Here is a 24460-nt window from a genome sequence, read left to right as displayed (position 1 = left end):
CCATAACCGCCATAATCAACTGTTGTTCCACGCACCCAACCGTCACTGACTTCAGTAATGTCAGGTGAATACATGCGAATTTCCAGTTGTTTCTTTTTAGTTTCCCAGTCAGAATACTTTTTTTGACCTAGCACTAATGAACAGTGCTGTAAGACATTCTGATACTCTGCTTTTGATTGTACCCACCTGAAGATATTCATCACGCCTTTTTTGATGCCCAACTGATTGCCGGGAAGGGAATCTCTAACACCATCGTAAAAATCCTCCTCGATTAACATGGCCAACATATTTCCTTTAACCTCGGGAGATGTGTAGTGACACATTTCGTTATCAGTTGAAATTTTTTCAATGAAGTCGCTTCTTTTTTTCTTATTGTCTAAAAATTTCTCTATAGCGAGATTTAAATCTCTACCCTTGTTGTACGCGTCAATGACAGTTTCTACATTCACTATCATTGAAAGAAAAATTAGCTTTGTAATAAATTCAAAAGAGCTATCAACGATAATCTTAGAAAGTTTTTGATAATCAGCATCACGTAATAAGTAACAAACGTATTTAAGGAAATTTATGAGTTGCCCCGCATCCACCTCAAAATCGATGCCCCCGCTGGCACCCTGACCCCAGCAAAGCCCTGCATGGCAGGCTACGTATAATTTACCTTCGTGTAATTTTATTTGAAATGTTGCTTCAAAACCGGCGCCTGCGAGGTAGGATATGCTTTCACCGATTTTAGCAATTGCCTTATAATCATCTTCACTTTTAGAGGTCATTTTATCGGGTTCTTTCCACATCACTGAACCTGATACTTCACCTTTGGCCTCAAACCCGGTGAAAGCGCGTATCCCAGCCTTTACATCCGAGTTTTCGGCAACTTTACTTAAATCTATTTTCCTCTCTCCGGGGGCCGGAGTTGGCTTGTAATCCGAACCTATCCCCCTGATACCGGCTTTCTCCTGCGCATCAGGTTTTTTATTGATTTCTATACCTAATTCAGCAGTGATTGAGGCTCCGAGACTGCTAGTTGCGACAACTTCTAAATCGATGCGTAAATATCTTAATACGCAATCACCTTTACCATCACGCCTTGGCACGGAAGGGAGCCACCCCAGCCGGTGTGGATGCATGATTTTAAAATTCCCTTTGGCTTCCCAAACGGCAAACTCCGCATTGCCACTCAACTTCGCTTGGCCTTCCATTTTGTTTGGGTCAAACTCAATATTTGCCCCAAGTCCGGACGTATAACGCATCAGCTGAGCGCCAAACGAAGCATCAAAATGATCGTCCGGGGACTGTTCTTTATCATCATGCAACTGTAGATGAGAATTTTTTCCTTCATTCCATTTTTTAGCCCAGTCAAACAATGTCCCTGTATGATCTTTAGGATCGATAATGTCCCAATCTTTTTTAATTTTGAAGGTCACACTTTTTAATTGTTTGTGCAGTTCTGCTTTATCAATTTTTCCGTTTTTAATGAAACTTCCTTTACCGCTTTCTGCCTGCTCAGGAATATAAGGTTCCCATCTTTTTTTGTTCAGACGTGGCCGGACATAAATTATCTTACTTTTACCCGCGGATTTTTTTATCGGCAATACTTCAATTAATTTCTCAGTGTCTTTGCCAATTTCACTCAAAGAATGAATCTTTGTTTTGTCATCATCGCTGGCTTGCAAAGGTTCCAGAAAATTAAGGCCGTTTTTCAGATCCTTGTTGGCGTCAAACAAAGTCTGTTCTAATTGACGGTATTTGGAATTGAGAGCCTGATCTTTGGGAGCAGCCAGGCATTGTCCCTGAATATCTGCAAAGGCTTTAGCTGCGTTGATTTGTTTTTCTACCAAATGCTGCAACCGGTTATTTTCGTCTTCAATTGCAGTCGCAGTGGCCCCATCGACAACGTAATAATAGCCGGTAGACAGCTCGAAGTAGATAACGCCATTATCTTTCGATTTTATATTCGCATCGGTCCCATTTCCCTGAACCTGCGTTTGCGCTGTAGCCACTGTTTTTTTTGAATCGGTCATGTTAACTCCCTGTCATTCATCGTCCGAATAAAACTCTATACTTCCAGGTGTAGCACTAAATACTGTTGTTGTTTTTCCTTCGGCATCTGTCCTACCCCGAAGTTCCTCACCTTCGGCGGTGACCAGCCGGTAGGGGTAATGAGGGCGTGTTTTACCTGTATTTTCATCTTTTACAACAAAGAATTCATTGAACCCCTTCGGTAATTCTGGTGGTGGCGAATCTAAACTCGCAGGGCCAGCCTTCTGTACATTGGCAGCTTTTAGCAGAATATTCTTCGGCGCTCCCAGCTCAATATTGCCATCGCTTATTTTTATGTAGGCACCACCGCAGGTAAGTACAATTTCCTTCGAAGCTGCTACCGAAATTTTCCCTTCTACACTGGTGATACTGATATCCTTTTTCGCAAGGGCTTCAATATTGTCATCCTGTGCCTGAATATCTATTTTCCCTTTGGCCGCGATTAACTTCATCCCTGATTTGCTTGCCAGCAGGCTCAAGGTTTCCCCTGCGACGGCGGTAAAGCTTTTTCCAGCACTGATGTCAGTGTTGTTTCCCGACATTAACCCAATGCTTTCACCGCCCGAGGCCAGGCGAACGGCTTTAGGACTAACGATGCCGATACCTTGTGGCGCGTGTATCAGGATTCCGGCGGCTGTTAGCTGTTCAAGAGATTTATTAAGTGTTTCCTGACTGCTGGTATCCGCTTTTTCTGCTTTGGAAATTTCGGCGGCCTTTGACAGGCTTTGTGCCAGCGAAAGGGCGTTTTCCAGCTGAGCAATGGCGGCCTGCATATCCAGCATCTGATCGCTGACATCCGCCTCATCCGCGCTGATAAACAGACCTTTTGCTCCGCGAATGGCTCCCCATTCATCCGTGCGCAGCTCAAAACCCTCACCACGTTTTGCACGTCCAGAATCGACGTTATACCCAAGGTTCAGCTGCGTCTTACCACCGTACTCGGTGCTGAGTTTGATGTGTTCTTCGCCGCGCTTGTCTTCCATCCGCAGTTTGTTATTTGCCGGGGTACGGATAACGTTGCGAGTATTATTGGCTTCCGTCACATGATCGACATGGCGCGAGTCGTGCAGGGCATGGGCGATATACGGGCGGTCAGGATCGCCGTCGTGGAAGGCAATGGCGACTTCCGTACCTTGTATCAAAGGAAAGTGGATGCCGTAGATGTCGCCGCCGTAAGGTTTGGCGAGGCGAACGGGCATGCTTTCTTGCCCCTGGATTTTATCGTCCTGGTCAGCATCGAATTTCACGCGATACAAACCCGACGCATCTTGCCAGGCATAGATATCGTTAGATTTTGCACTGGTGACGCGAGCCATCATGGTTCCGCTAACTTTTGGGCGCGGTTTGAGTGCAGGACGCCAGCAGAGCGTTTCGCTGTACGGAACAGCGGCGAGGGTTACTACCAACGCATCTTTGCGGCTGGCGAAAAATGCTGTGCGTATCACCACCATCGGCAGAGACAATTGTTCCGGCAACGTGGACGGGATAGTGGTATCAATAACGGTGAGCACCTGGGCGGGGTGTAGCGCGAAGCCCGTGCTGCGGCCGGTGATCAATGTTTGCTGAGATAAAAAACGCTCATGGTCGAGTTGCGCCACGAAGTTACCGGTTTCGGCGGCCGGATCGGTCTTCGAGCCGGTATCCAGATGGCGGGGTTTATAGTGATATACGTCTCCATAATTGATCCCTTCATCGTCGCCACGCGTTGCATCAGCTTTAGCTGATTGCAGTATTTTTTGCGCTTCGCGATAGTTGTAGTCCTTGGCGGTGACGCTGGCCTGCACTACATTCTGCTGTATGTTCAGCCCCCAGACCGACTCTGCTCCGCTGTCGCTCATGCCCGACGGGCTGTTAAGCGGCAGCGTTTTACCAAACTCATAAGCGCTTTGCTTGTCGGCGAAGTGGATCACTTCGGTTTGCGTATCAGGTTGCAGGCTGAAGAAATAGAAAATCCCCACTTCGGAAAGCAGGCGCTCGATAAAGGCCATATCACTTTCCTGATACTGGTTTATCTGCTCGCGCTTTGGATAAGTTTGCTTGAGGTTAAACTCATATTCCCAGCCTTTAAGGCCATGTTCCTGAAGCACCTGTTCAACGACGTCCTGCACGGATTTATTGACGAAGAAGCGGTGGGTGCGGAACTGTTTGTCCAGAAGTGCCAGGAAAGGTTTAACAATAATTTCATACCGAACCTGATCGCGGGATCCTGCAAGGCGCTGAAAGCTGGTGACCACGCCGTGTACCACTTTCCCTTCGGTCGGGCTGAACAGATCACCAATTCCCATGCTCAGGGTGGCGGGTTTATTCAGTAACATTTCCGGGGTAAGGTCAGGATGAAGTGTTGTGAATTTAATCGTGTAATGATAAAGCTCACTTATTTGCTCCAGCCCGTCAAAACTCTCGACGTCCAGAAGATGAGGGCAGGATGGAATAGTCAGGGTATAGCGGTTAAGCGTGGTTCCAGTCATTTTGAAATCCTTTTTTCTTTATTATTTCCTGCATTCTAGAATTACATTTTATTTGTAGAATGAATAAGCATTGAGTAATAGAGGCGACTAGTAATAGTCATCCCACCTGTTACGACAGGCGGTAGATCCAATAACCAATACAAGCTAACAGAAGTCCTGCTCCTCCCAGTAAAATCGGTTTACGTTATCGAAAACAAAAAAGTACCAAACAGAAATAGCCACACCTATAGTGCCAAATGTTGAGCCGAGGGTGCAGGCAAAGTATGAAGCAATGACCACTGCCATTATTTTTATATTCATAATCCCTCCAAAAAATACCCGCATATTTTATTAAACTCTGCTGGATTCTGTTCCACCACTTCCGGAACTGATTTATTGAGGAAGAATCGATGTGAACGCTTCTGATTACCTAAAAGTGCAAAGAAAGGTTCAAGAGTAATTTGAAAATGCGCTTCGTCAGCAGAACCAGACTGGTGGGAAAAGTGGGTCACTACACCATGAATGACCTTGTGTACCTGAGGTACTGAAATGCCCGGAAGTAAAGTCCCGGTCGTCTAAATAGTGAGCGTGGTACTGCCTTTTAACATTGCTGGTACACTGATATCTTTGTCACTACTCGTGAAGTCGATCTTATAGCGATAGCCGGAACTTACATTTTCCTGCCCGTTAAATGATTCTACATCCAGATAGGCATCACAACCCTGAACATCGATACGGTAGCGGTTTTAACATTGCTACCTTCGCCTTCCATATGTTATTGCTTCCCTGCTGCAGGGGCATATTAATGACGTTGTAATTGGATTCTGTAATAACGGAACCGTCGACTCCGCTGATTCTTTTTTTCAGGCATTTATGAGAAATATACCTCACCTCCAGCGGGAAGGGTTTCGTGTATTGGGAAGGGTTTTTGACTTCCACGTTAACCCATTGGGTATCAGACGCTGTTGATAATGTACGGTCGATTTTGCTCGCGCAGCCGCTGCTGAATAGCATTGGCAGAGGGATTATTAAAATCTTTAATGGTTCGATCATTGTTCAATTTCCTCTTCACCATAATGGGCAAAACGCTCCAGGGATTTTTTTCCATTTTTAATTTTCAGCGTAGACAATAAGGTCTTTTCCAACATATTTTCCAACGTCAGGAAGTTGGTGTTCCTTTCAGACTCATTTTTTGGAATTTCAAAACTTTCTTCTGACATTTGTTCTACGAACTTTTTGACATTCTCTTTGTGCTCTGTGAAATGCTTATCCCTACTCAGAACGTTATCATCTATTAACTCAAGAAGTTTATTATTGATATAGGGCATGTAGGCGGTCATAAAGTGAACGCCAAAGGTGAGGTCTGCACCCCTGTTGGGGTTTTTCCCTTCAGGGAAGTACTTGGCTAAATCTTCTGGTTATAGTCTATAGAGTCATTGCGACGAAGGGGAATCCTGTCATAGGAAGATCACTTAATGAAGGATGTAAAGCTTCAAAAGCTTCACCAAAACCATCGCTGATCATAGTTACTTTACCTAAGTCGATGGTAGATGTATCTCCAAAATACATGCGTATTGCGAGTTGCTTATGCTTTATCTTCCAGTCTGAATATTTTTTCTCACCTAAATTAAGAGAGCAATCTTGCAAGACGTTTTCATATTCTGATTTGGGCTTCACCTTCATGAGCCCAGTTATCATCACCTTCATTGGTAAAGGTACAAGTTTGCTCATATTTTTTAAGACAGTTATCACCCATTTCGAAGGTGCCCCCTGGATAAAATCCATGTTATTAATGATGCCTTGTGGTTCGGCTCTTTTTGGTCACAAACAAAAATAAGAAATAAAATTAGGGTTATGATTATTATTGTTCTGTAGGGCTAACGCGCATTCCTTCGCATTAACTGTTAGCGATACTTTTCTGGTAAGGATTGGGCGTTAATTACGCAACGGAAAGTTACATCAGGATAGAACCCTCGTTCAGCAATTTTATACGGGTCAGATTCTTTATCTGCAGCAGTTGCTTGGTCGAAATTACCGTGATACTTGGACCATAATCCAGGCGGGTTATCTTTCATAAGCGGTTCTCTTCCCGTTCTATACATCGTAGTTGCTGTTGGTGTTGCATTATCTGATTTGCTGTCAGCAATTGGCATGCCTCTGAGCGATTTTTCTGTCCCGCTTTCTGGACCTGCTGGATTTATCTGCGGGCTATGCTGGTAGTAGGTCTTACTGTACCAATCCCGCATCCACTCCTGCCCGTTACCAGCCATATCATACAAACCCAGTTGAGTAGCTGGAAATTGGCCTACTGCGTATAGGCCTTGTGCAAATCCAGAATATTTTTTCTGTTGCTCGTACGAGGGGACATTTACTCCTAAGATGAACTGACCATCGTTTGTTCCGTAATGGACATCTCTGCCTCTATTTCGCGCAGCATATTCCCATTGCGCTTCAGTTGGTAAATCAAATGGTAATCCCGACTCTTTTGCAAGCCAATGACAATAGTCTGCGCTTAACTGCCAGTTGGCTGTAGCAGGGAAATTCTCGCCACGCAGTTTAGGATATTTGTCCAACCAATCTTCATCAATTTTCAACATGGGGAGGTCTTCGATTTTTGTATAAAAATCATAACTCTTATACGTTACTTTGTATTTTGAAATATAGAACCCATCAAGTGTGACAGTATGAACCGGAAAACTCGCATTTTCGTTAGCAAAGGTACAGGGTTGCCCATGTTCCTTGAGGCATATATCACCCATGTCAAAACTACCACCCTCGACAAAAATCATATTCTTCATGGTTTCTTTGAGGAATTGTTCTTTCTGATCACAGCCAATGAGAGATAAGATACTAATTATTAATAATGATGTTTTTCTATAGGTCATTATTGCCATTCCTCTAAATTAAACCAGTGCTTGATTAGGATAATAATCACGGTTAATTGAATCTTTTACTAACGTATAGTCTATAGAGTCATTGGGGACGAAGGGGAATCCAGCCATAGGAAGATCACTTAATGAAGGATATAAAGCTTCAAAAGCTTCACCAAAACCATCGCTGATCATAGTTACTTTACCTAAGTCGATGGTTGATGTATCGCCAAAATACATGCGTATTGCGAGTTGCTTATGCTTTATCTTCCAGTCTGAATATTTTTTCTCACCTAAATTAAGAGAGCAATGTTGCAAGACGTTTTCATATTCTGATTTGGACTGCACCCATCGTAATATATTCATCACGCCCTGCTTCAATGATAGTCTATTTCCTTCCCATATATCTGTTAATGCATCAACAAAATCTTCCTCTGTCAACATGGCCAGCATATTACCTTTTACTTCTGGTGTAGAGAAACGACATAACTCGTTGTTGGCACTAATCTTATCTATGAAATCCAGTCTGTTTCTTTTTTGTTTGAAGTATTTTGTAAGGGCTATATCTAATTTTTGGGCTGACCCATAAACTGCTCTTACAGCCTCAGAGTCACCGACCATTGTTAATAAGTTTAATTTTAATAAATAATCGAATGCATCTTCTGCTATTATTATTGCCAGTTTCTGATAGTCAGCATCTCGCAGCAAATAGTAAACATATTTAAGAAAGTCGAAGAGATGCCCTCCATCGACCTCGAAATCAATCCCTCCACTAGCACCAACTCCCCAACAAAGACCAGCATGACAGGCTATATATATTTTACCTTGGGCGTATTTTATTTCGAACGTCGCTTCAAAACCTGCACCATTTAAGTACGATGTGCTTTCACTTATTTTTGCAATCGCTTTATAATCATCCTCTTTTGTCGAGGTCATCTTCTCGGGCTCTTTCCACATAACAGAACCTGAAACCTCTCCTTTTGCTTCGACGCCTGCAAAAGCACGAATACCACCTTTGACTTCCGACTTCTCAGTAACTTTGGTTAAACTGATTTTTCTCTCACCCGGTGGCGGAGTGGGTTGGTAGTCTGAACCGCTCCCCCTTATACCTGCCGTTTCGTCTCCATCGGGTTTCTTATTTATTGTTATCCCTAGTTCCGCAGTTAAGGACGCCCCCACGCTGCTGGTAGCTACCACTTCCAGATCCAGTCGAAAATATCCCAGCACACATTCACCGCCGCCACGCTTCGGCACTGAAGGTAACCAGCCTAAGCGGTGGGGGAACATCACTTTAAAATTTGCTTTCCCTTCCCAGATGGCAAATTCAGCACTGCCACTGACTTTGGCTTGTGCCTCCATATTGACAGGGTCGAATTCCAGGCTGGCACCCACACCGGCGGTATAACGCAAAAGCTGCGCACCGGCGGAAGCATCGAAATGATCTGACCCTGACTGATCTTTATCATCATGCAGTTGAAATTTAGCTGCTTTGTTCCATTTATCCGACCAGGCGAATAAGGAGCCTGTGTGGTCAGCAGGATCGACGATATCCCAGTCTTTTTTAATTTTAACGCTGACGTCTTTAAGTTGTTTATGCAGTTCTTCTTTATCGATTTTCCCATTTTTGATAAAGCTGGCTTTCCCGCTTTCTGCCTGTTCCGGTAAGTAAGGTTCCCATCTTTTACTGTTCAGGCTCGGGCGAACATAAATAACCTTTCCTTTACCGCCAGATTTGCGTATAGGCAGTACTTCGATCAATTTTTCAGTATTTTTGTCAATTTCGCTCAATGAATGAAGTTTGTCTTCAGTATCGTCAGCAGTCTGCATGGGTTCAAGGAAGTTAAGGCCACTTTTCAGATTTTTATTGGCATCAAACAGAGTTTGTTCCAGCTGGCTGTATTTCGAGCTAAGGACCGGATCTTTTGGTGCAGCTAGGCATTGTCCCTGAATATCTGAAAAGGCTTTGGCTGCGTTGATTTGTTTCTCAACAAGTCCCTGAAGGCGGTTGTTTTCATCTTCAATCGTAGTGGCTGTTTCACCATCTACGACATAATAGTATCCGGTCGAAAGCTCGAAATAGATGACGCCTTTATCTTTGGACTTAATTTGTGCGTCTGTGCCCGTCCCCTGTGCTTTGGTCTGAGCTTCGGCAATGGGTTTATTTGAATCAGTCATGTCAACTCCCTGTTAGTCATCTTCCGTGTAGAGCTTTATGCTGCCCGGTGTTGCGCCGTATACCGTTGTTGTCTTTCCTTCAGCATCCGTTCTGCCCATTATCTCTTCGCCTTCAGATGTGATTAATTTATACAGATAGTCCGGACGGGGCTTACCGGTTTTTCATCTTTAATCACAAAGAACTCATTGAAGCCTTTGGGGAACTCAACAGGTTGTGAATTTAAACTTGCGGCCCCTATTTTTTGTACGTTTGCAGCCTTGAGCAGAATATTTCCCGGAGCTCCCCGTTCAATATTGCCGCCGCTGATTTTGATATACGCGCCTGCGCAGGTCAGTACGAGTTCGGAAGATGCCGTGACGGTGACTTTTCCTTCCGCACTGGTCAGATGAACATCTTTTTTCGCCAGCGCTTCCAGGTTGTCGTCTTGCGCCTGTAATTCCACTTTCCCTTTAGCTGCAAACATTTTCATTCCTTGCTGAGCGGCAAATACACTGACTTTCTCACCCGCCGAAACAGTAAAGTCCTTTACAGCGCTGATATCGGTATTTTTCCCGGCCATGATTCCCACGCTGGCATCGCCCGAAGCCAGACGCACTGCTTTGGGACTGTTGATACTAATACCGTCAGGGGCATTTAATAGTATCCCTGGCAAGGTCAGTTGCTTGAGCGCATCGTTAAGCGACTCTTGAGAACCTGCTTCAGCAGGGGTTGCAGTGGCAATTTCGGCTGCCTGAGACATACTTTTTGCGAGAGATAGAGCTGCTTCGAGTTGAGCAATAGCTGCCTTCATATCCAGCATCTGATTACTGACACCGGCCTGGTCCGCCGTGATAAATAAACCTTTCCCACCGCGTATTGCTCCACATTCATCCGTGCGCAGCTCAAAGCCTTCACCACGTTTTGCACGTTCAGAATCGACGATATGCCCAAGATTCATCTGCGTCTTGCCGCCGTATTCTGTGCTGAGCTTGATATGCTCTTCGCCGCGTTTATCTTCCATACGCAGTTTGTTATTCGCCGGGGTGCGGATAACGTTGCGGGTATTATTGGCTTCCGTCACATGATCGACATGGCGCGAGTCGTGCAGGGCATGGGCGATATAAGGGCGGTCGGGGTCGCCGTCGTGGAAAGCAATCGCCACTTCGGTACCCTGGATCAGCGGGAAGTGAATACCGTACACATCGCCGCCATAAGGTTTGGCAAGACGGACGGGCATGCTTTCCTGACCCTGTGCTTTATCATCCTGGTCAGCATCGAATTTGACACGGTATAAACCGGACGCATCCTGCCAGGCGTAGATATCGTTCGATTTCGCGCTGGTGACGCGCGCCATCAGGGTGCCGCTGACTTTTGGGCGCGGCTTAAGAGCAGGGCGCCAGCACAGGGTTTCGCTGTAGGGGACTGCGCTAAACCCTACATGCAGTGGCGTAGAGCGACTGGCCGAAAACCGTAACCCAGTGATGACGACCGGTGTTTGCCATACAGAAGGAAGTGAAGATGGAATATCGCTATCCATCACAGTCAGAACCTCTAATAAGCGCAGTGAAGCATCTGTACTGCTACCCTGTAATTGAGTTTGTGCAGCCAAAAATCTTTCATGTTCAAGTCGGGCCCAGAAATTACCACTTTCTGGTGCTGGCGTCGTTGCATCTCCACGTGTTAAGTGACGAGCCTGGTACTGGTATACGTCGCCATACGTTATTCCATCCCCATCTCCTCTGGTCATATCCGCTCGGGAAGAAAGCAGAGAAAGTTGAGCCTCACGGTGGTTGTAATCTTTAGCTTGCACTGAGGCTTCAACTACTTGATGTCGCTGGGACAGACCCCAAACAGACTCGACGCCGTTATCGTTCATTCCTGCCGGATTACCTAGCGGAAGTGTTTTACCGAACACATAACAGCTTTGCTTATCTCCCAGAATAAGTACTTCGGTCTGTGTGTCTTGCTGTAATGCGAAAGTATAGAAAATTCCCACTTCGGACATCAGTCTCTCGATAAAGTCTCTGTCGCTTTCTCCGAATTGGTTGATTTGTTCACGTATCGGATAACTCTGCTTTAGCTTGAACTCAAATTCCCAGCCATTAAAATTGTGCTCACGTAATATTTGTTCTATGACATCTGGAATTGATTTATTGAGAAAAAAGCGATGAGTGCGTTTTTGCTTATCTAATAATGCAAAGAACGGTTCAAGAGTAATTTGGTAATGCGCTTCGTCAGCGGAGCCTGACAGGCGGGTAAAGTGGGTCACTACACCATGAATGACCTTTTGTACTTGAGGTACAGATATGCCCGGAATTAAAGCCCCGGCCGTCTGCATTGTGAGCGTGGTACTGCGGTTTAACACTGTTTGTACACTGATATCTTTGTCACTGCTCGTGAAGTCGATCTTGTAGCGATAGCCGGAACTTACATTTTCCTGTCCGTTAAATGATTCTACATCCAGATAGGCATCACAACCCTGAACATCGAGACGGTAGCTGTTCAAACTTCCGGAAAGTGATTTTGCTGCATCGGCTAATGTATTAATAAGATTCATGATGCTTCCTTCTGCATTGCATTACCCGGCACAGGAAAATGCCTCCCTGTAATGCATGTCCTTCGGTGAATGAATTATTAGAGGGTTATTAATCTGTGAAATTTGCAGCGTAGACTTTTCTTTCTCCGCTGTTCATGTCTATAACTGAAAAACTAACGTTGTATTCATTTTCAGAAATGAATTTATAATTCACCGCAGGCAAACAGGTGTTTTTCGCTTGTGTTTTTTCTTTAAAATCAGAAGTGAACTCTTCCTTCTCACCCGATTTTTGTATCTTCACCCGTTCATAAACAAAGTTTTTGCCGATGTTTGGCACATAAATACATACTGCGCCATCAGATTGTTTTACATCAGCAATATCCCATGGAACCCTATCTCCGAGGCATCCTGTCAATAGTAGGAACAGCAACAATGGCAATAATTTCATAAAGCCTCCGGGGAAGGGAAAGAGCCTATAACACGTTCATATATGCGCAAGAGATCGACATCCGAGTAATAAACATCTTTAGTCGAGAAATTATTTCCCCAAATATTTTGCCATATGACATATCCTGAATCCCGTAAGAAACAGTAGTCTAAAACAAGGGATGCCTGTTGTTCCATTGAATGATCTGCTGAAAGTCTGAGTTACTGATTCTGGACTGTAATTCGGATGAACTATGCTGATAGGCTTCGATGACATTTCCGCTGCGAAGCAGATCAACCTCCGCACGGGCAGCATCTTTTACACCGCTCATAGAAGTAAACAGCAAAGCGCCAAGAGCAATAAAGGCAACCACTATTAGATGTATAACGACCCAAAGAATGGCTTTGCGAGAGATTTTTTTATCCAGAACAGATAAATCAATATTCCAGCCGCAGTTTTTTATGACATCGAAAACCGGATCAGTTATTTCGGTTGAGTTAAACTTATAGCCATATATTTTCCCAATAGTTCCGTTTTGCCTCATTCCCCAGGATGCTCCCATATCAAACTCCAGGCGCTTGCCATACTGAACTGATTTCTTGAACTTAAATGCTTTAATACTGGCGTCCCATTCGAGGTCGCTAGATTTTTCTTTGTATTTAACAATTTTATTTAAATCATCAAAAATAAGCCTTAGTTCGAATTGCTTTTTTAATCCTCCAGCGCCAAAAAACTCCAACCATTTAGCATCGACAATGTTCCAAGATGCAACTATATCGTTGCCATCCTTCTGCAATATAAAAGGATGCTCATTTGCATCGTTCATACGTAATAGTCGCTGTATTAGTGTTTCAATACTGACGGTATTGGCAAGTTTGAAAGTAGAGTTTTGTTGCAACGATTTATATCCTTTGATTGGGAGAAGAGTGGCGACATTATTTATTATTTTTTATGGGTTCAGAAGAACTGATAACGCAACGTACGGTAGTTCCTGCTGGGAAATTAACGTCCTTTATTCTTCTGGATCTGCTAAATGTCAGCCCTTCAGGGAACCCGGGTATTGAGAAATTAATACTCCGCAATGATTTCAAGTATTGACCTGTTGTGTTATCTTTCTCTGCCATTTCAGATATATTTCCCAGATGGATATTTACCTACCCCCGAAAATAATAAGATTAAATTAAGTAGCTATGCTTTTTTGTTGATATTAATGGTTAGCGATAATGATCTCGCTCGTCATAAATATAAGTCAGTGCGAATTTATAAAGACCATAGCCAATAAAAAAGGCCATAATACCCGCGCATCCCAAAAGGAAGTGATAAGGCTTAGGGGAAAAAAATATGCTCCAGATGGAGAAAATTGGACTAATTAGTCCCAGTAGCATTCCTGCTCCAGCCATAAGAGTGGAAATAATAATACGTAAATACTCTTTTATGCTCATGGGATCTCTAGTCAATATTGGAACTCGATCTGAAACAGATAGTTATCTGTCCATTTTTTTGTAATTAATGGGAGTGTAATTTGGCCTGTTAAATAAAACAGGGGGCTTTCCTGGTAATATAATTGGCTAGTGATAATGATCCCATTCGTCATAAATGTAAATAAGTGCGAATTTATAAAGGCCATAGCCAATGAAAAAGACCAGAATACCTGCGCATCCAAAAAGTAAATGGTAAGGCTTGTGAGAAAAAAAGAAGCACCAGACAGAATAAACCACGCTGGCAGTACCTATCATCATCCCTACCCCGGCGACAAAACGTGAAACAATAATCAGGAAAAAATCTTTGATGCTCATAAGCCGCCAAAATAATATTCACAAACTTTATTAAATTTCCCGGGGTCTGTTTCAGCCATCTCGCACGCTTTCTCGTAAGGTTTTACAATATCTTCAACGAGATAATAAAGAAGATCCAAGTCTCCCATGCGATTCAGTTTTGTATACATAGCCTGATTTTTCTCGCGTAAATATCTTGATGTGTATATAGCTCTCGAAGCTTCCGCACCAATAGCTAAAAGGGCACCCACGGCCCCTCCTGAAATAAATGATGCAAGCCCCTGAGATGTAATCGCTTTTCCGATACTATATCCGGTGATTTGTGAAAATAAAAATTTCCCAGATAGGGTTCCTGCTACGTTTTTTGCAAAAGATGCCAGTTTGTTCATGTCAATATGAGAAATGAAATCATCAATGAAGGGCTGAATAACTATTTCAATGATTTCTTTATTCAAAGTTGTTTTTTTAATCAATCTGGTCAACCTGTATTTATCATCCTGATTTTCTCTTCGGTGCTCTGTATCAAAAAAGTCCCGACCCAGATAACCGAGCCCAACAGGAAAAGAAATAAATCCTTTAGTTGCTGCCTCCAAAAAACCTGAACTATTTATATTAATTGCATCCAGCATTTCTCTGGCTATATCTTTAGCACTGTCCATAGCTGTTATCCTTTAATAAGAGCGCTATTCATTCACTAAATTCCAGCGTAATCCCTTCCTCTTCATCCCAGCCCAGTGCCAGTGAAGTGGTGCGTTGTTGCCCGCTCATGCGGCTCAGCAGTTGCTGGCTCAGCACCGGCAAGATCTGCTGGTTGAGCAGGCTGTCGATGTTACGCGCGCCGGTGTCCGGCAGCAGGCAGGCGGCGACCAGCGTGTCGTAGAGGCTTTCTTCGATGGTGGTTTGCAGGCCGTAATGTTTGTTCAGGCGTCTGGCGACCTGCGCCAGTTTCATCTCAACAATGGTGCGCAGCGCGTCTGCCGCGAGCGGGCGGTAAATCAGGGTCTGGAAACGGGAGAGCAGCGCGGGCTGGAAGTGATCGCGCAGAATAGGGCGCAGCATTTCCTGCAAATCGCTGTCAGTGGCTTCCGGTTGTTCCTCCAGCAGCTGCATGATGTGGTCGCTGCCAAGGTTGGCGGTCATCAGGATGACGGTATTTCGGAAGTCGATCTCCCGCCCTTCGCCGTCGCGCATAAAGCCGCGGTCGAAGACCTGATAGAACAGGTTCATCACGTCGCGGTGCGCTTTCTCGACTTCATCGAGCAGGACGACGCTGTACGGACGTTTGCGCACGGCTTCGGTCAGAATGCCCCCCTGACCGTAGCCGACGTAGCCCGGTGGGGAACCTTTAAGCTGGGAAACGGTATGCGCTTCCTGATATTCGCTGAGATTAATAGTAATCAGGGATTTCTCGCCGCCGAACAGGCAGTCGGCGAGTGACAGCGCGGTCTCGGTTTTACCCACGCCGCTCGGCCCGACCAGCAGGAATACGCCCAGCGGACCGTTTTCCGACGTCAGGCCGGTTTTGGCAGCGCGCAGACGCTGCGCCATTTCCATGAGCGCGCGATCCTGCCCGATGACGCGCTGCCCCAGGTGATTTTCAAGTTGCAGCAAATCTGTCTGTTCGTTTTTTAACAGGCTGGACAACGGCACGCCGGTCCAGTCGGCAATCACGGTAGCCACCGTGCGCACATCAACATCCAGACTCAGCAGCGGCGCGTTGCCCTGCAAATGGCTGAGTTGATCCTGCAGGCTGGCGATCTCTTCCTGACGGCTGATGTCCTGGCGGGTCTCCAGCAGTTGCTGCGTCAGGGCTTTCTCCGCGTGGTACTGCGTGTCCAGCGCGGTGAGTTGTTTGCTCAGACGGTCGGTCTCCTGTTCAATCTTTTCAAGGCGATCGCCGTGCGTTTTGTTGCCCAGCGCAATATCTTCCAGCAGTGCCTGTTCTTCCATTTCCAGCGCGGTGATTTGCGCTTTCAGACGGGTTAAATCTTCCGGCAACGTATCGAGACTCATACGGACGCGGGCGCTGGCGGTGTCCAGCAAATCCACCGCTTTGTCCGGCAACTGGCGGCCGGTGATATAGCGGCGCGACAGGCTGACGGCGGCTTTTACCGCTTCATCGGTAATGTGTACGCCGTGATGTCCGGCGTAGCGGGATTTCAGGCCGCGCAGCATCAGGCTGGCCATCTCGTCGTCCGGCTCGTCGACTTTGACAATCTGGAAGCGGCGCTCGAGGGCGGCGTCGCGTTCAAAAAACTGTTTATATTCCGACCAGGTGGTGGCGGCGATGGTACGCAGTTCGCCGCGGGCAAGGGCGGGTTTGAGGAGGTTGGCGGCGTCCGCGCCACCGGCCTGATTGCCTGCCCCGATGATGGTGTGTGCTTCGTCGATAAACAGGATAACCGGCGTCGGGGAGTGCTGGACGGCGTCGATGACGTTTTTCAGACGTTGTTCGAATTCCCCTTTAACGCCCGCACCGGCCTGAAGCAGACCCAAATCCAGCGTGCGCAGGCTGACCGTTTTCAGGCTGTCCGGCACGTTCCCCTCCGCGATGCGCAGCGCAAGTCCTTCCACCAGCGCGGTTTTCCCCACGCCCGGTTCGCCCACGAGGATCGGATTGTTTTTACGGCGGCGGGAGAGGATATCAACCATCTGGCGGATTTCGTTATCGCGGCCAAATACCGGATCAATTTGCCCGGCTTTCGCTTTTGCGGTGACGTCCAGCGTGAACTTATCCAGTGCGGCTTGCAGGGCTTCGCTCAGACCGTGGCTGGAGAGGTTGTCGGCTTTCGGCGTGGCAGAAGATTCATTCAGCGAGGACACCGGCATGTTCAGGCTTTCCTGTTGCTGGAGCGCTGAACGCTCTTCGGACACCGCATCCAGCATCGGTTTGAGACGGCGGAGATGTTCTTCACTCAGGCTGAACAGCGGCCACAGGCCTTCGCAGCGCAGCAGTTTAGGTTTGGCGATCAGGGCTTCGAGAAGATTCACGCTGCGGATAGTCTGGTTGTCGTCCTGCAAAGAGGCGGCCAGCCACGCAGATTTCATCAGCGTCTGCAAATCATCGGAGAGTTGCGGACGGGTGCGCACGGAACGCGGCAGGGCATCGAGATGGGCCAGCAGGCTTTGCCAGAGCGCGTCCATATCCCATTCATAACGGCGCGCCAGCACGGTGATGTCGCCTTCGCCTTGTTCGAGCAGTTTCAGCAACCAGTGTTCAGGCGTGATTTCCGCATGTGCGCGGGTCTGGCAAAGCGTCGCGGCAGCTTCCAGCGCTTTCGCGCAATACGGGTTCAGACGACGAAGTAAAACGGCTGACTGGTGTTCCATGCTCAATTCCTTTTTTGGGTATGCTACCGCCCTTAGCCTTTCCTTTGCAGGAACCCAGGCCCATAAGGTCGATGTCCGAATTATTTGGTGTTTACGAAACCGTCCGGGAAGCAGGGCAGTTTTGGAAACAACAAAAACAGCAGACGGCGAACCGTCTGCTGTAGGGAATTACGCGGTGGTACGTTCGTTCCAGGAATCGGAATGAATGATGTTGCCGTCTTTGTAAGTCCAGGTGATTTTTTCGTAACGCAGCTCAATCATTTCCAGATGGTTGTGTTTTTCCATCGCAGGATCTTTGATGTCGTGCATTTTTGGTGCGACTTTCACCAGCTTGACGTTTTCCAGTTTGGTGTTGAAATACTCCACTTCCTGGCCAGCGTCGTTGATGCGGTACCATTTGAACTCAGCAGAACGCAAGGTCTGACCGGTGGTCACTGCTTTGTACAAATACGGGCTGGAGCAATCGATCTCTTTGGTAAACAGGAACGGGGTGTGAATACGGGTACCCGTCAGTTTGCCGGTGTTGTTATCGGTCGGGATGTACAGGTTGTGATCCTGTGCAACGACTTCGATACTGCCTTCGCGATCTTTTACGTCTACGGAGCCTTTAATGTCCGCGCCGCCGTCGTCTTTCAGCCACAAATAAACAGGAATTGCCATGGGTAGTTCTCCATTTCTAGGTTGACCACGTTTCAATCATTTGAAACGTGTTGGTTTGCTGCCGCCTTGCAGGCATTGGCCTGTGGCACCAGACTGATTTCGACACGACGGTTAGCCGCACGGCCTTCCGGGGTGTCGTTTGTTGCAATAGGATTGCTTTCACCATATCCCTGTACTGCAAAGCAACTTTCAGGGACATCGCCTGTATCACGCATCCAGTCGCGAACCGATGCAGCGCGTTTGAGTGAAAGAACCTGATTGGATTTATCATCGCCAGTGTCATCGGTATGGCCTGCGACGACGATAAGCCAGTCTGGTTTGGCCTTGATCCCAACCAGTGCATTAATCAGCACCTTTGTTGACCCTGTTTTGAGTTCGGATTTACCGACGTCAAACAGCGATAAGGCATCAAGACGGATGGTTTTAGGACCTTGCACAATTTTATTGATGATTGGTGGAGGTGGCGGTGGCGGTGACCAGCTGTTAATGGCAGCCTCAAGAGGAGGGATTAGTCGCATCCCCTGGTATAACCCTAATGTCATACGCATTGGTGCGCCGCTGCGTAGCCATTCGTCCAGCAAACGCGCATCGGCGCGTAGCTGCTGCTGAGCGACAGTTTTCGGAGCCGGAGGGGTGCCAGTGAGACGGTTGTACAGTGCGAGATGGTCACTCACACTTTGAATTAAGCGTTGGTTGTTGACAAACGATGCGAGCAGCGCAAAAAGTAAAAATATGCCACACAGTAAGCCGGCAATTCGCAACGTCTGCATCAGACGGGAAATACCGCGGCGACGGGGTAAATAGGGTAACAACGCTTCCGGCAGCGGCAGGCAGTCCGGCATTGTCGTTGGGGCTGGCGCCAGAGTGGTAGAACCTGCAACATATTTCTGCCACAAATTGTCCTGACAGCCTGTCACAGGCGAAAAACAGACAGCCCAGATACAGGGGATTAGTGCGGGAATATCGCCCTGGCGCTGTACAAAGATGTCCTGAACATGGCTCTTAAGCCAGGGAAGAAGGCTTTCCATCCAGAAAGTGGCACTTAATCTTTCCTGTACGTTTCTGGCATCCGGTTGTTGGCTCCAGACTGACAGCGGCATTACGCCAGAGCCGGCTTCCCGGACCTGAACATCTTTCTGACCTGGAGTGACTGTGTACCAACGTTCTGTTTGCACAGATGCTACATCGGGCGGGGAAAGCCAGATGCTAACCCATACAGGGGGGACACCAGCCAGCCAGCTTTTGCATTGCACAATAGCCCGGTGCCATATGCGCAGTGACTGAATGAAGTCATCTTTGTCCTGATGCTGCTCTGGAATGATGGCCAGTAACACTGAGACCTGGGCGATCAGCGCGGGGCGTTCAGATGCCAGATGTTGAGCCATCATGGACAAGTGTTCGGGCATTGCAACCGGCAAATACCAACCCTGCTGTGTCTCATGAAAAGGAACGGACGCAGAAAATAACGGGGCACTGTCACCGCAAATAAGCACAACGGCACCCTGAAAATCTTCCGGTGGAAGAACCGTATCGGCTATGTGTGCGAAAGCAACATCATTACGATTTTGTCTGCGCCATTGAAAATAACCGGCGGTACCGCCGAGGATGATCACAAGCATACTCAGCGCTACACGGCTGCCAGTTCCCAATGGCCAAAAGCCGAGTATGAGCCACAAAGACAGGCAGGTCGCCAGAAGGAGAAGTAATAGCTGTGTTAATCCACGCATTCGCTATTGGGTCCCCGTCAGTTGAGACACCATATGCACCAGGGTTGAGTTCAGCGCGAACCACAAAGCGATCAGTACGACGATTCCTGCGACCCATGAGAACCAGTAGGTTTTACGCCCGGAACGAAGGCGAGATGATCGCGAGACTATCGGCGTATCCTGGGCCGAAATAAAGGGTGGTACTAACTGGCTCAGTTTACGCACAACGTCTTCTCGGCGTTCGTCACCTTGTTCACGGTATCGACCAGAAAACCCAAGAGTCAGGGCGCGATAGAAGCAAGTTAGTACGGCTGTATCCGGAGCGGGTTCATTAAGAACCGTGCGAATGCGCTCCCATAACTCTTCGCCGGCGTTAAGCGTATTGAAGTAACGAGCCTGGAGTGGATCTTTGATCCATTTTGCGTACCCGCTATCTTGTTTCTGACGATTCAAGACGCTTTCATCCAGTAATGCGCACTGTGTGTACAACATATGGTCGCAACTAATTTCACTGAAACCAGCCTTCGACAAAGATTCACGAGCGCAATCAATCCATTCACGTGCCCGACGGTACAACGCTTCCCCGTCTTCGATTTCCTGACCGTTACGCAACTGGCTGACCATCAGCCAGCACGGGTAAAAGATTTCATCAATAATCGATGTATTCATTTTGCTCATGAGCGAAGCACCGCAAACAGTTCAAGTTTGATATCGCCTAACGATCCTGGCGTGTAGAACGCGCAGTTACCCGCATCCAGCATGGCTTGCGCAGCAGGGCTATTGAGATCAAGGGCAAAGTATTGGTTTTCAAGACGAAGCGGAATTGCTGCCGGAACGTGCGACAAGGCTTTCATGACAACACCATTCAACGCCACGTTGACCACATCTGATACGTCTTCAAAGCTGCCTGCTTTACACAACAGCGGGAACTGAGTTTGAAGAAGGTGATTAGGAATGGAGGAACGTACAGAAAGATAGAAATCAGCTCCTTCGCGAAGACGAGCGTCGTGAAGAGAGCCTGTCCAGAACTGACCTTCATATGTCAGTTCAATAGCTATCATGCGGGACGGCAAGCTGGCTTCGAGCAGAGCATCAAGCAGAGTGAACAGAGGTGGGAAAACCTGCTCTGGCGCATCATGTTGATAAAGCGGAATGTCTTCAGCTTTATGCTCAAGAGAAAATGTCAAAAGGCTACCCGCGAGCCGGACCAGTTCGCGATAGAACAGCTCCGGGTGACGAGCGGGTGCCTGATAAAGCTCTGTCAGCACGGGCTCTGCGCTGTTCAACGCATTGAGTAACCAGAACAGAGAGACATCAGCCACGGCAAAATCAGCCATCCTTTCATTACTTTCGCGGCGCATCGCCATTAGACGGCGTCGACGCGCTTGCAGGCGATGGAGCAAATCGCCGAGTTCCGTGACGACGACAGGGCTTGCCGCAAGAGCTAACATGGGTGGGATAAAGTCATTATCCGGCATCCATTGCCCTTGGGCATTACGCGTCAGACGGGTGACAGGGCAGGTCAGATATGCGCTATTTTCCTGATGAGCAAAACGGAGTGTGACCGCATGACGCATGACTGCCAGTTCAGTTCGCTCATGACCTGACAGTTCCTGTACGGTGACCCACTCCTGTTTCCAGCGGCGCGGACGCTCGCTGTCCTGTCCGTCATCCAGATTACCGCCGTTAGCCGACAGAAGAGGAAGTGCCAACACGACATCCACGTGATCACGATCTGATACCGATGATAAATCGCAAGCTGGTGGAAGACTGTCCGACAGATCGGTATCAATGAGCGTGCCATCTGGGAAGCGGACAACCAGCCGAAGTGCATTCAGACGAAAGATGGCCAATGAGCCACTGTCGAAAGCGACATCAATGACACCCCAGGGATGAGCAAGTGTCATATTTGCCACTGTATCTGCGACAAAGGCGTCCCAGCGCGCTTGTTGTTGGAACTGTTGCGGGGCCAAAAAGGCCCCGTCATTCCATAACGGACGATAAATTTTCATCGTAACTTCGTTATGCCTTAGCCTTCGGCATCTGAGATACCAGCGACAAGTTCACGTCCATGCCTTCCACCTGGAAATGAGGAATTGCATAGAGTTTCACGCGGAAGAAGCCCGGGTTATCTTCGATATCTTCAACGGTTACTTTCGCATCACGGAGCGGGTGGGAAGCTTGCAAATCGTCGCCCGGATCGGTCATTTCAGTCACCAGCGTGCGAACCCAGTTGTTCAGTTCCAACTCCAGCAGACGGCGGTCTTTCGTCGTACCGATATTTTCACGCTGGATCAGTTTCAGGTAATGCGCGATACGTGACAGCAGGAAGATGTACGGCAGACGGGCGTTGATACGGCTGTTGGCAGTCGCTGCAACGGTGTCGAATTGCGCAGGTTTCTGTGCTGAGTTTGCGGAGAAAAAGCAGGAGTAATCACGGTTCTTGTAGTAAGACAACGGGATGAAGCCAAGGTTGGCAAACTCAAATTCGCGCGTTTCCGGGATCATCACTTCAGAAGGGATTTTCACCTGATTGCCGGTGCCCAAATCGTAAAGATGGATCGGCAACTCTGTTACTGCACCGCCAGCCTGCGGACCACGGATCTGCACGCACCAGCCATTTTTGATGAAGCTTTTGATCATGTTTGCGGCAAAGGCAAACGAAGCGTTAGTCCACAGATACTTATCGTGATCCGGGCCTTTTACTTCTTCGACGTAGTTGAAGCTGCGGACAGGGACGGTGTCCGGGCCGTAAGGCAGACGGCCAAGTACGCGCGGCATCGTCAAACCGATATAGCGGGAGTCGTCAGATTCGCGGAAGTGTTTCCATTTGATGTATTCCGCACGGTCGAAGTAGTTGCCGATATCTTTAATGGCAGCCACTTCTTCCATGGAATCTTTCATGAAGAATTTAGGGCCGACGGAGCCGATGAACGGCATATGTGCCGCAGCAGAGACTTTAGAAATATTACGCAGCAACGCCATGTCTTGCGTTGAAGCATCAAATTCGTAGTTAGAAATCACAGAACCGATCGGTTCGCCGCCCGGCGTATCATATTCCTGAATGTAAGTATGACGGTACAGACCGCTCTGGATAATTTCAGGGCAATCTTCGAAGTCCTGACGCAGGTCTTCTTTAGAGATATCCAGCAACTCGATTCTGACGTTCTGGCGGAAATCGGTACGATCAATCAGGAACTTAAGACCACGCCAGCCTGATTCGATCCGCTGAAACTCAGGGTGATGCATGACTTCGTCAAGCTGACGACTGATCTGATCGTCAAGATCGGCGATGTGGTGATCGAGCAGGGTTTTATCCAGGCGTTCAACGGTCTGGCCAGAAAGTTTCAGGCGTTCCAGGAAGACCTGAACAGCGGCTGTGACGCGCTGGTCGGCAGTGACGTCCGCCAGTGCGGAGGTATCTTGAAAATCGTTCAAGTCACCCAGCGAAGAGACAGGTTTGAGGTTGATTTTATCAAACAGGGAACTGTAAACAGTGTTTGCTTCAGTACGTTCCAGAACAGTAGTCTGATGGGAAGAAGCATTTTCGTTATTAACTGACATAAGCATTATCTCGCATTAATCCATTAATTGGAGGCGGTTACGCCTTCGGCGCCAGAGCATCCAGTTCATTGCGCAATTCGTTGCTCAGTGACGGATCTTTCAGGATGGTTTCGAGTTCTTTACGGAAGGTCGCGTTGTCGAGCAGATTTGATTTGAGGTCACGTAACAGATTACGCATTGACAGCATGGCGCGGAGTTGTGGGATCTGTCGGGCAACTTGCTCCGGCTCAAAATCTTTCATGTCATTAAAGTTGAGAGAGATATCTTCCTGGCTGTGATCGCCAGCTAGCGTATTTTCAACGATCAGATTCAGGGAAGGGCTGAATTCAGCCAGCACGCTATTAAAGTTATTCTTATTAATGTTGATTTTTTCGCGTTCTGATAACGGGCGAGTTTCTTTTCCGTTACTGTAATCGCCCATTACCATTAGCTTTAACGGTAATTCGGCTTTTTTTAGTAGTCCACCGGTGTGCAGGTCAAGCTTGATATTAACGCGCGCTTTCGGAATCTCATTCTGGAAGCTATTAGACATGGGTAACCTTCTGCATATTGTCTGGAGTGGGAATATCTCATTTTGCGACACGCAGAAACGTAGAGCGCTGCTTCCTGCAAGGCCACAAACGGGTTCAGTTAACGAGTTAATAAAAAGACGCAGGTAGCTGATGCATTTAAATAAGCGCCTTGTTTCGTCATGATATTCCTTAACTCAAATTAAGCAATACAGAAAATGCGCTCGTTACCGAGGTTTTATCCTATTTTTCATCGATGAACAGGCATTTTGAGTTGGCTGGCAACATTCTTTTTTCTCTTGAATCCCTTGAGCCACTGGGGTTACAGGTAAATAGCTGCTATTATCATTAAGGGAGGAAGATTAATTTTACCAGATGAAATAATCGCATGGAAATTTGTTTTTTATATTTAACTTATGAATGAATAAGGTTTTTATTTAAGAT

General features: G+C 47.2%; 19 protein-coding genes and 1 pseudogene. All 20 read right to left on the bottom strand.

The features are described from left to right. The coding region (locus tag J1782_RS02260) for a hypothetical protein (RefSeq protein WP_217152292.1) at positions 1 to 2018 on the bottom strand (2018 nt) is incomplete at its 3' end. Between the two features lie 12 nt (positions 2019 to 2030). After that, complete coding sequence (locus tag J1782_RS02255; RefSeq protein ID WP_217152291.1) at positions 2031 to 4505, bottom strand: type VI secretion system tip protein VgrG; 2475 nt, start codon at positions 4503 to 4505, stop codon at positions 2031 to 2033. A gap of 296 nt (positions 4506 to 4801) precedes the next feature. Continuing rightward, positions 4802 to 5008 (bottom strand): contractile injection system protein, VgrG/Pvc8 family, encoded by a 207-nt coding sequence (locus J1782_RS26505; RefSeq protein ID WP_371819732.1) that lies wholly within the window; start codon positions 5006 to 5008, stop codon positions 4802 to 4804. A 190-nt stretch (positions 5009 to 5198) separates the two neighbouring features. Further along, the gene (locus tag J1782_RS02245) at positions 5199 to 5537 is read right to left on the bottom strand and encodes a hypothetical protein (protein WP_217152289.1); all 339 of its coding nucleotides are present in this window, start codon (positions 5535 to 5537) and stop codon (positions 5199 to 5201) included. Beyond that, a complete protein-coding gene (locus J1782_RS02240) occupies positions 5534 to 5824 on the bottom strand; it encodes a hypothetical protein (protein ID WP_152323631.1) in 291 nt (96 codons plus the stop codon). The genes J1782_RS02245 and J1782_RS02240 overlap by 4 nt, the downstream gene beginning before the upstream one ends. Positions 5825 to 5909: 85 nt before the next feature. Then, positions 5910 to 6269, bottom strand: coding sequence for a hypothetical protein (locus J1782_RS02235; protein WP_152323632.1), 360 nt, complete (start codon positions 6267 to 6269; stop codon positions 5910 to 5912). A gap of 119 nt (positions 6270 to 6388) precedes the next feature. After that, a complete protein-coding gene (locus J1782_RS02230; protein WP_193333064.1) occupies positions 6389 to 7369 on the bottom strand; it encodes an SUMF1/EgtB/PvdO family nonheme iron enzyme in 981 nt (326 codons plus the stop codon). A gap of 18 nt (positions 7370 to 7387) precedes the next feature. After that, positions 7388 to 9529 carry a hypothetical protein gene (locus J1782_RS02225; RefSeq protein ID WP_217152288.1) on the bottom strand — a complete coding sequence of 714 codons (2142 nt, stop codon included), beginning with the start codon at positions 9527 to 9529 and terminating at the stop codon, positions 7388 to 7390. A gap of 12 nt (positions 9530 to 9541) precedes the next feature. Continuing rightward, a pseudogene (locus tag J1782_RS02220) lies at positions 9542 to 12066 on the bottom strand (type VI secretion system Vgr family protein). An 88-nt stretch (positions 12067 to 12154) separates the two neighbouring features. Then, positions 12155 to 12493 carry a putative T6SS immunity periplasmic lipoprotein gene (locus tag J1782_RS02215; protein WP_152323636.1) on the bottom strand — a complete coding sequence of 113 codons (339 nt, stop codon included), beginning with the start codon at positions 12491 to 12493 and terminating at the stop codon, positions 12155 to 12157. A 148-nt stretch (positions 12494 to 12641) separates the two neighbouring features. After that, a complete protein-coding gene (locus J1782_RS02210; protein ID WP_217152287.1) occupies positions 12642 to 13370 on the bottom strand; it encodes a hypothetical protein in 729 nt (242 codons plus the stop codon). Positions 13371 to 13686: 316 nt separating this feature from the next. Beyond that, a complete protein-coding gene (locus J1782_RS02205) occupies positions 13687 to 13914 on the bottom strand; it encodes a hypothetical protein (protein ID WP_217152286.1) in 228 nt (75 codons plus the stop codon). Positions 13915 to 14264: 350 nt separating this feature from the next. Next, positions 14265 to 14906 (bottom strand): hypothetical protein, encoded by a 642-nt coding sequence (locus tag J1782_RS02200; protein WP_165062144.1) that lies wholly within the window; start codon positions 14904 to 14906, stop codon positions 14265 to 14267. Positions 14907 to 14934: 28 nt separating this feature from the next. Then, a complete protein-coding gene (tssH, locus tag J1782_RS02195) occupies positions 14935 to 17577 on the bottom strand; it encodes a type VI secretion system ATPase TssH (RefSeq protein WP_217152285.1) in 2643 nt (880 codons plus the stop codon). Positions 17578 to 17745: 168 nt separating this feature from the next. Continuing rightward, positions 17746 to 18237, bottom strand: coding sequence for an Hcp family type VI secretion system effector (locus J1782_RS02190; protein ID WP_165061641.1), 492 nt, complete (start codon positions 18235 to 18237; stop codon positions 17746 to 17748). Between the two features lie 32 nt (positions 18238 to 18269). Then, positions 18270 to 19964: an OmpA family protein gene (locus J1782_RS02185; protein ID WP_165061644.1), complete on the bottom strand. Its 1695-nt coding sequence runs from the start codon at positions 19962 to 19964 to the stop codon at positions 18270 to 18272. A 3-nt stretch (positions 19965 to 19967) separates the two neighbouring features. Next, the gene (tssL, locus tag J1782_RS02180; RefSeq protein WP_165061647.1) at positions 19968 to 20621 is read right to left on the bottom strand and encodes a type VI secretion system protein TssL, short form; all 654 of its coding nucleotides are present in this window, start codon (positions 20619 to 20621) and stop codon (positions 19968 to 19970) included. Continuing rightward, complete coding sequence (tssK, locus tag J1782_RS02175; protein WP_217152284.1) at positions 20618 to 21955, bottom strand: type VI secretion system baseplate subunit TssK; 1338 nt, start codon at positions 21953 to 21955, stop codon at positions 20618 to 20620. Before tssK ends, tssL begins: the two co-directional genes overlap by 4 nt. A 10-nt stretch (positions 21956 to 21965) precedes the next feature. After that, positions 21966 to 23513, bottom strand: a complete 1548-nt coding sequence (tssC, locus tag J1782_RS02170; RefSeq protein WP_152325390.1) for a type VI secretion system contractile sheath large subunit — start codon at positions 23511 to 23513, stop codon at positions 21966 to 21968. Between the two features lie 31 nt (positions 23514 to 23544). After that, positions 23545 to 24039, bottom strand: coding sequence for a type VI secretion system contractile sheath small subunit (gene tssB / locus J1782_RS02165; protein ID WP_152325391.1), 495 nt, complete (start codon positions 24037 to 24039; stop codon positions 23545 to 23547). Between the last annotated feature and the right edge of the window lie 421 nt (positions 24040 to 24460).

Origin of the sequence: Rahnella sp. BCC 1045, from assembly GCF_019049615.1 — a bacterium.
GTDB classification, from domain to species: Bacteria; Pseudomonadota; Gammaproteobacteria; order Enterobacterales; family Enterobacteriaceae; genus Rahnella; species Rahnella contaminans.
The sequence above is the reverse complement of the archived record's forward strand: the minus strand, read 5'-3'. Positions and strand labels throughout refer to the sequence as shown.

Excerpts from the sequence above, each read along its gene's own strand:
- J1782_RS02205 (WP_217152286.1), bottom strand. The coding sequence starts at position 13,914 with ATGAGCATAAAAGAGTATTTACGTATTATTATTTCCACTCTTATGGCT.
- J1782_RS02230 (WP_193333064.1), bottom strand. The coding sequence starts at position 7,369 with ATGACCTATAGAAAAACATCATTATTAATAATTAGTATCTTATCTCTC.
- J1782_RS02185 (WP_165061644.1), bottom strand. The coding sequence starts at position 19,964 with ATGCGTGGATTAACACAGCTATTACTTCTCCTTCTGGCGACCTGCCTG.
- J1782_RS02215 (WP_152323636.1), bottom strand. The coding sequence starts at position 12,493 with ATGAAATTATTGCCATTGTTGCTGTTCCTACTATTGACAGGATGCCTC.
- J1782_RS02190 (WP_165061641.1), bottom strand. The coding sequence starts at position 18,237 with ATGGCAATTCCTGTTTATTTGTGGCTGAAAGACGACGGCGGCGCGGAC.
- tssB (WP_152325391.1), bottom strand. The coding sequence starts at position 24,039 with ATGTCTAATAGCTTCCAGAATGAGATTCCGAAAGCGCGCGTTAATATC.
- J1782_RS02200 (WP_165062144.1), bottom strand. The coding sequence starts at position 14,906 with ATGGACAGTGCTAAAGATATAGCCAGAGAAATGCTGGATGCAATTAAT.
- J1782_RS02225 (WP_217152288.1), bottom strand. The coding sequence starts at position 9,529 with ATGACTGATTCAAATAAACCCATTGCCGAAGCTCAGACCAAAGCACAG.
- J1782_RS02255 (WP_217152291.1), bottom strand. The coding sequence starts at position 4,505 with ATGACTGGAACCACGCTTAACCGCTATACCCTGACTATTCCATCCTGC.
- tssK (WP_217152284.1), bottom strand. The coding sequence starts at position 21,955 with ATGAAAATTTATCGTCCGTTATGGAATGACGGGGCCTTTTTGGCCCCG.
- J1782_RS02240 (WP_152323631.1), bottom strand. The coding sequence starts at position 5,824 with ATGACCGCCTACATGCCCTATATCAATAATAAACTTCTTGAGTTAATA.
- tssC (WP_152325390.1), bottom strand. The coding sequence starts at position 23,513 with ATGCTTATGTCAGTTAATAACGAAAATGCTTCTTCCCATCAGACTACT.
- tssH (WP_217152285.1), bottom strand. The coding sequence starts at position 17,577 with ATGGAACACCAGTCAGCCGTTTTACTTCGTCGTCTGAACCCGTATTGC.
- J1782_RS02235 (WP_152323632.1), bottom strand. The coding sequence starts at position 6,269 with ATGGATTTTATCCAGGGGGCACCTTCGAAATGGGTGATAACTGTCTTA.
- J1782_RS02245 (WP_217152289.1), bottom strand. The coding sequence starts at position 5,537 with ATGATCGAACCATTAAAGATTTTAATAATCCCTCTGCCAATGCTATTC.
- tssL (WP_165061647.1), bottom strand. The coding sequence starts at position 20,621 with ATGAGCAAAATGAATACATCGATTATTGATGAAATCTTTTACCCGTGC.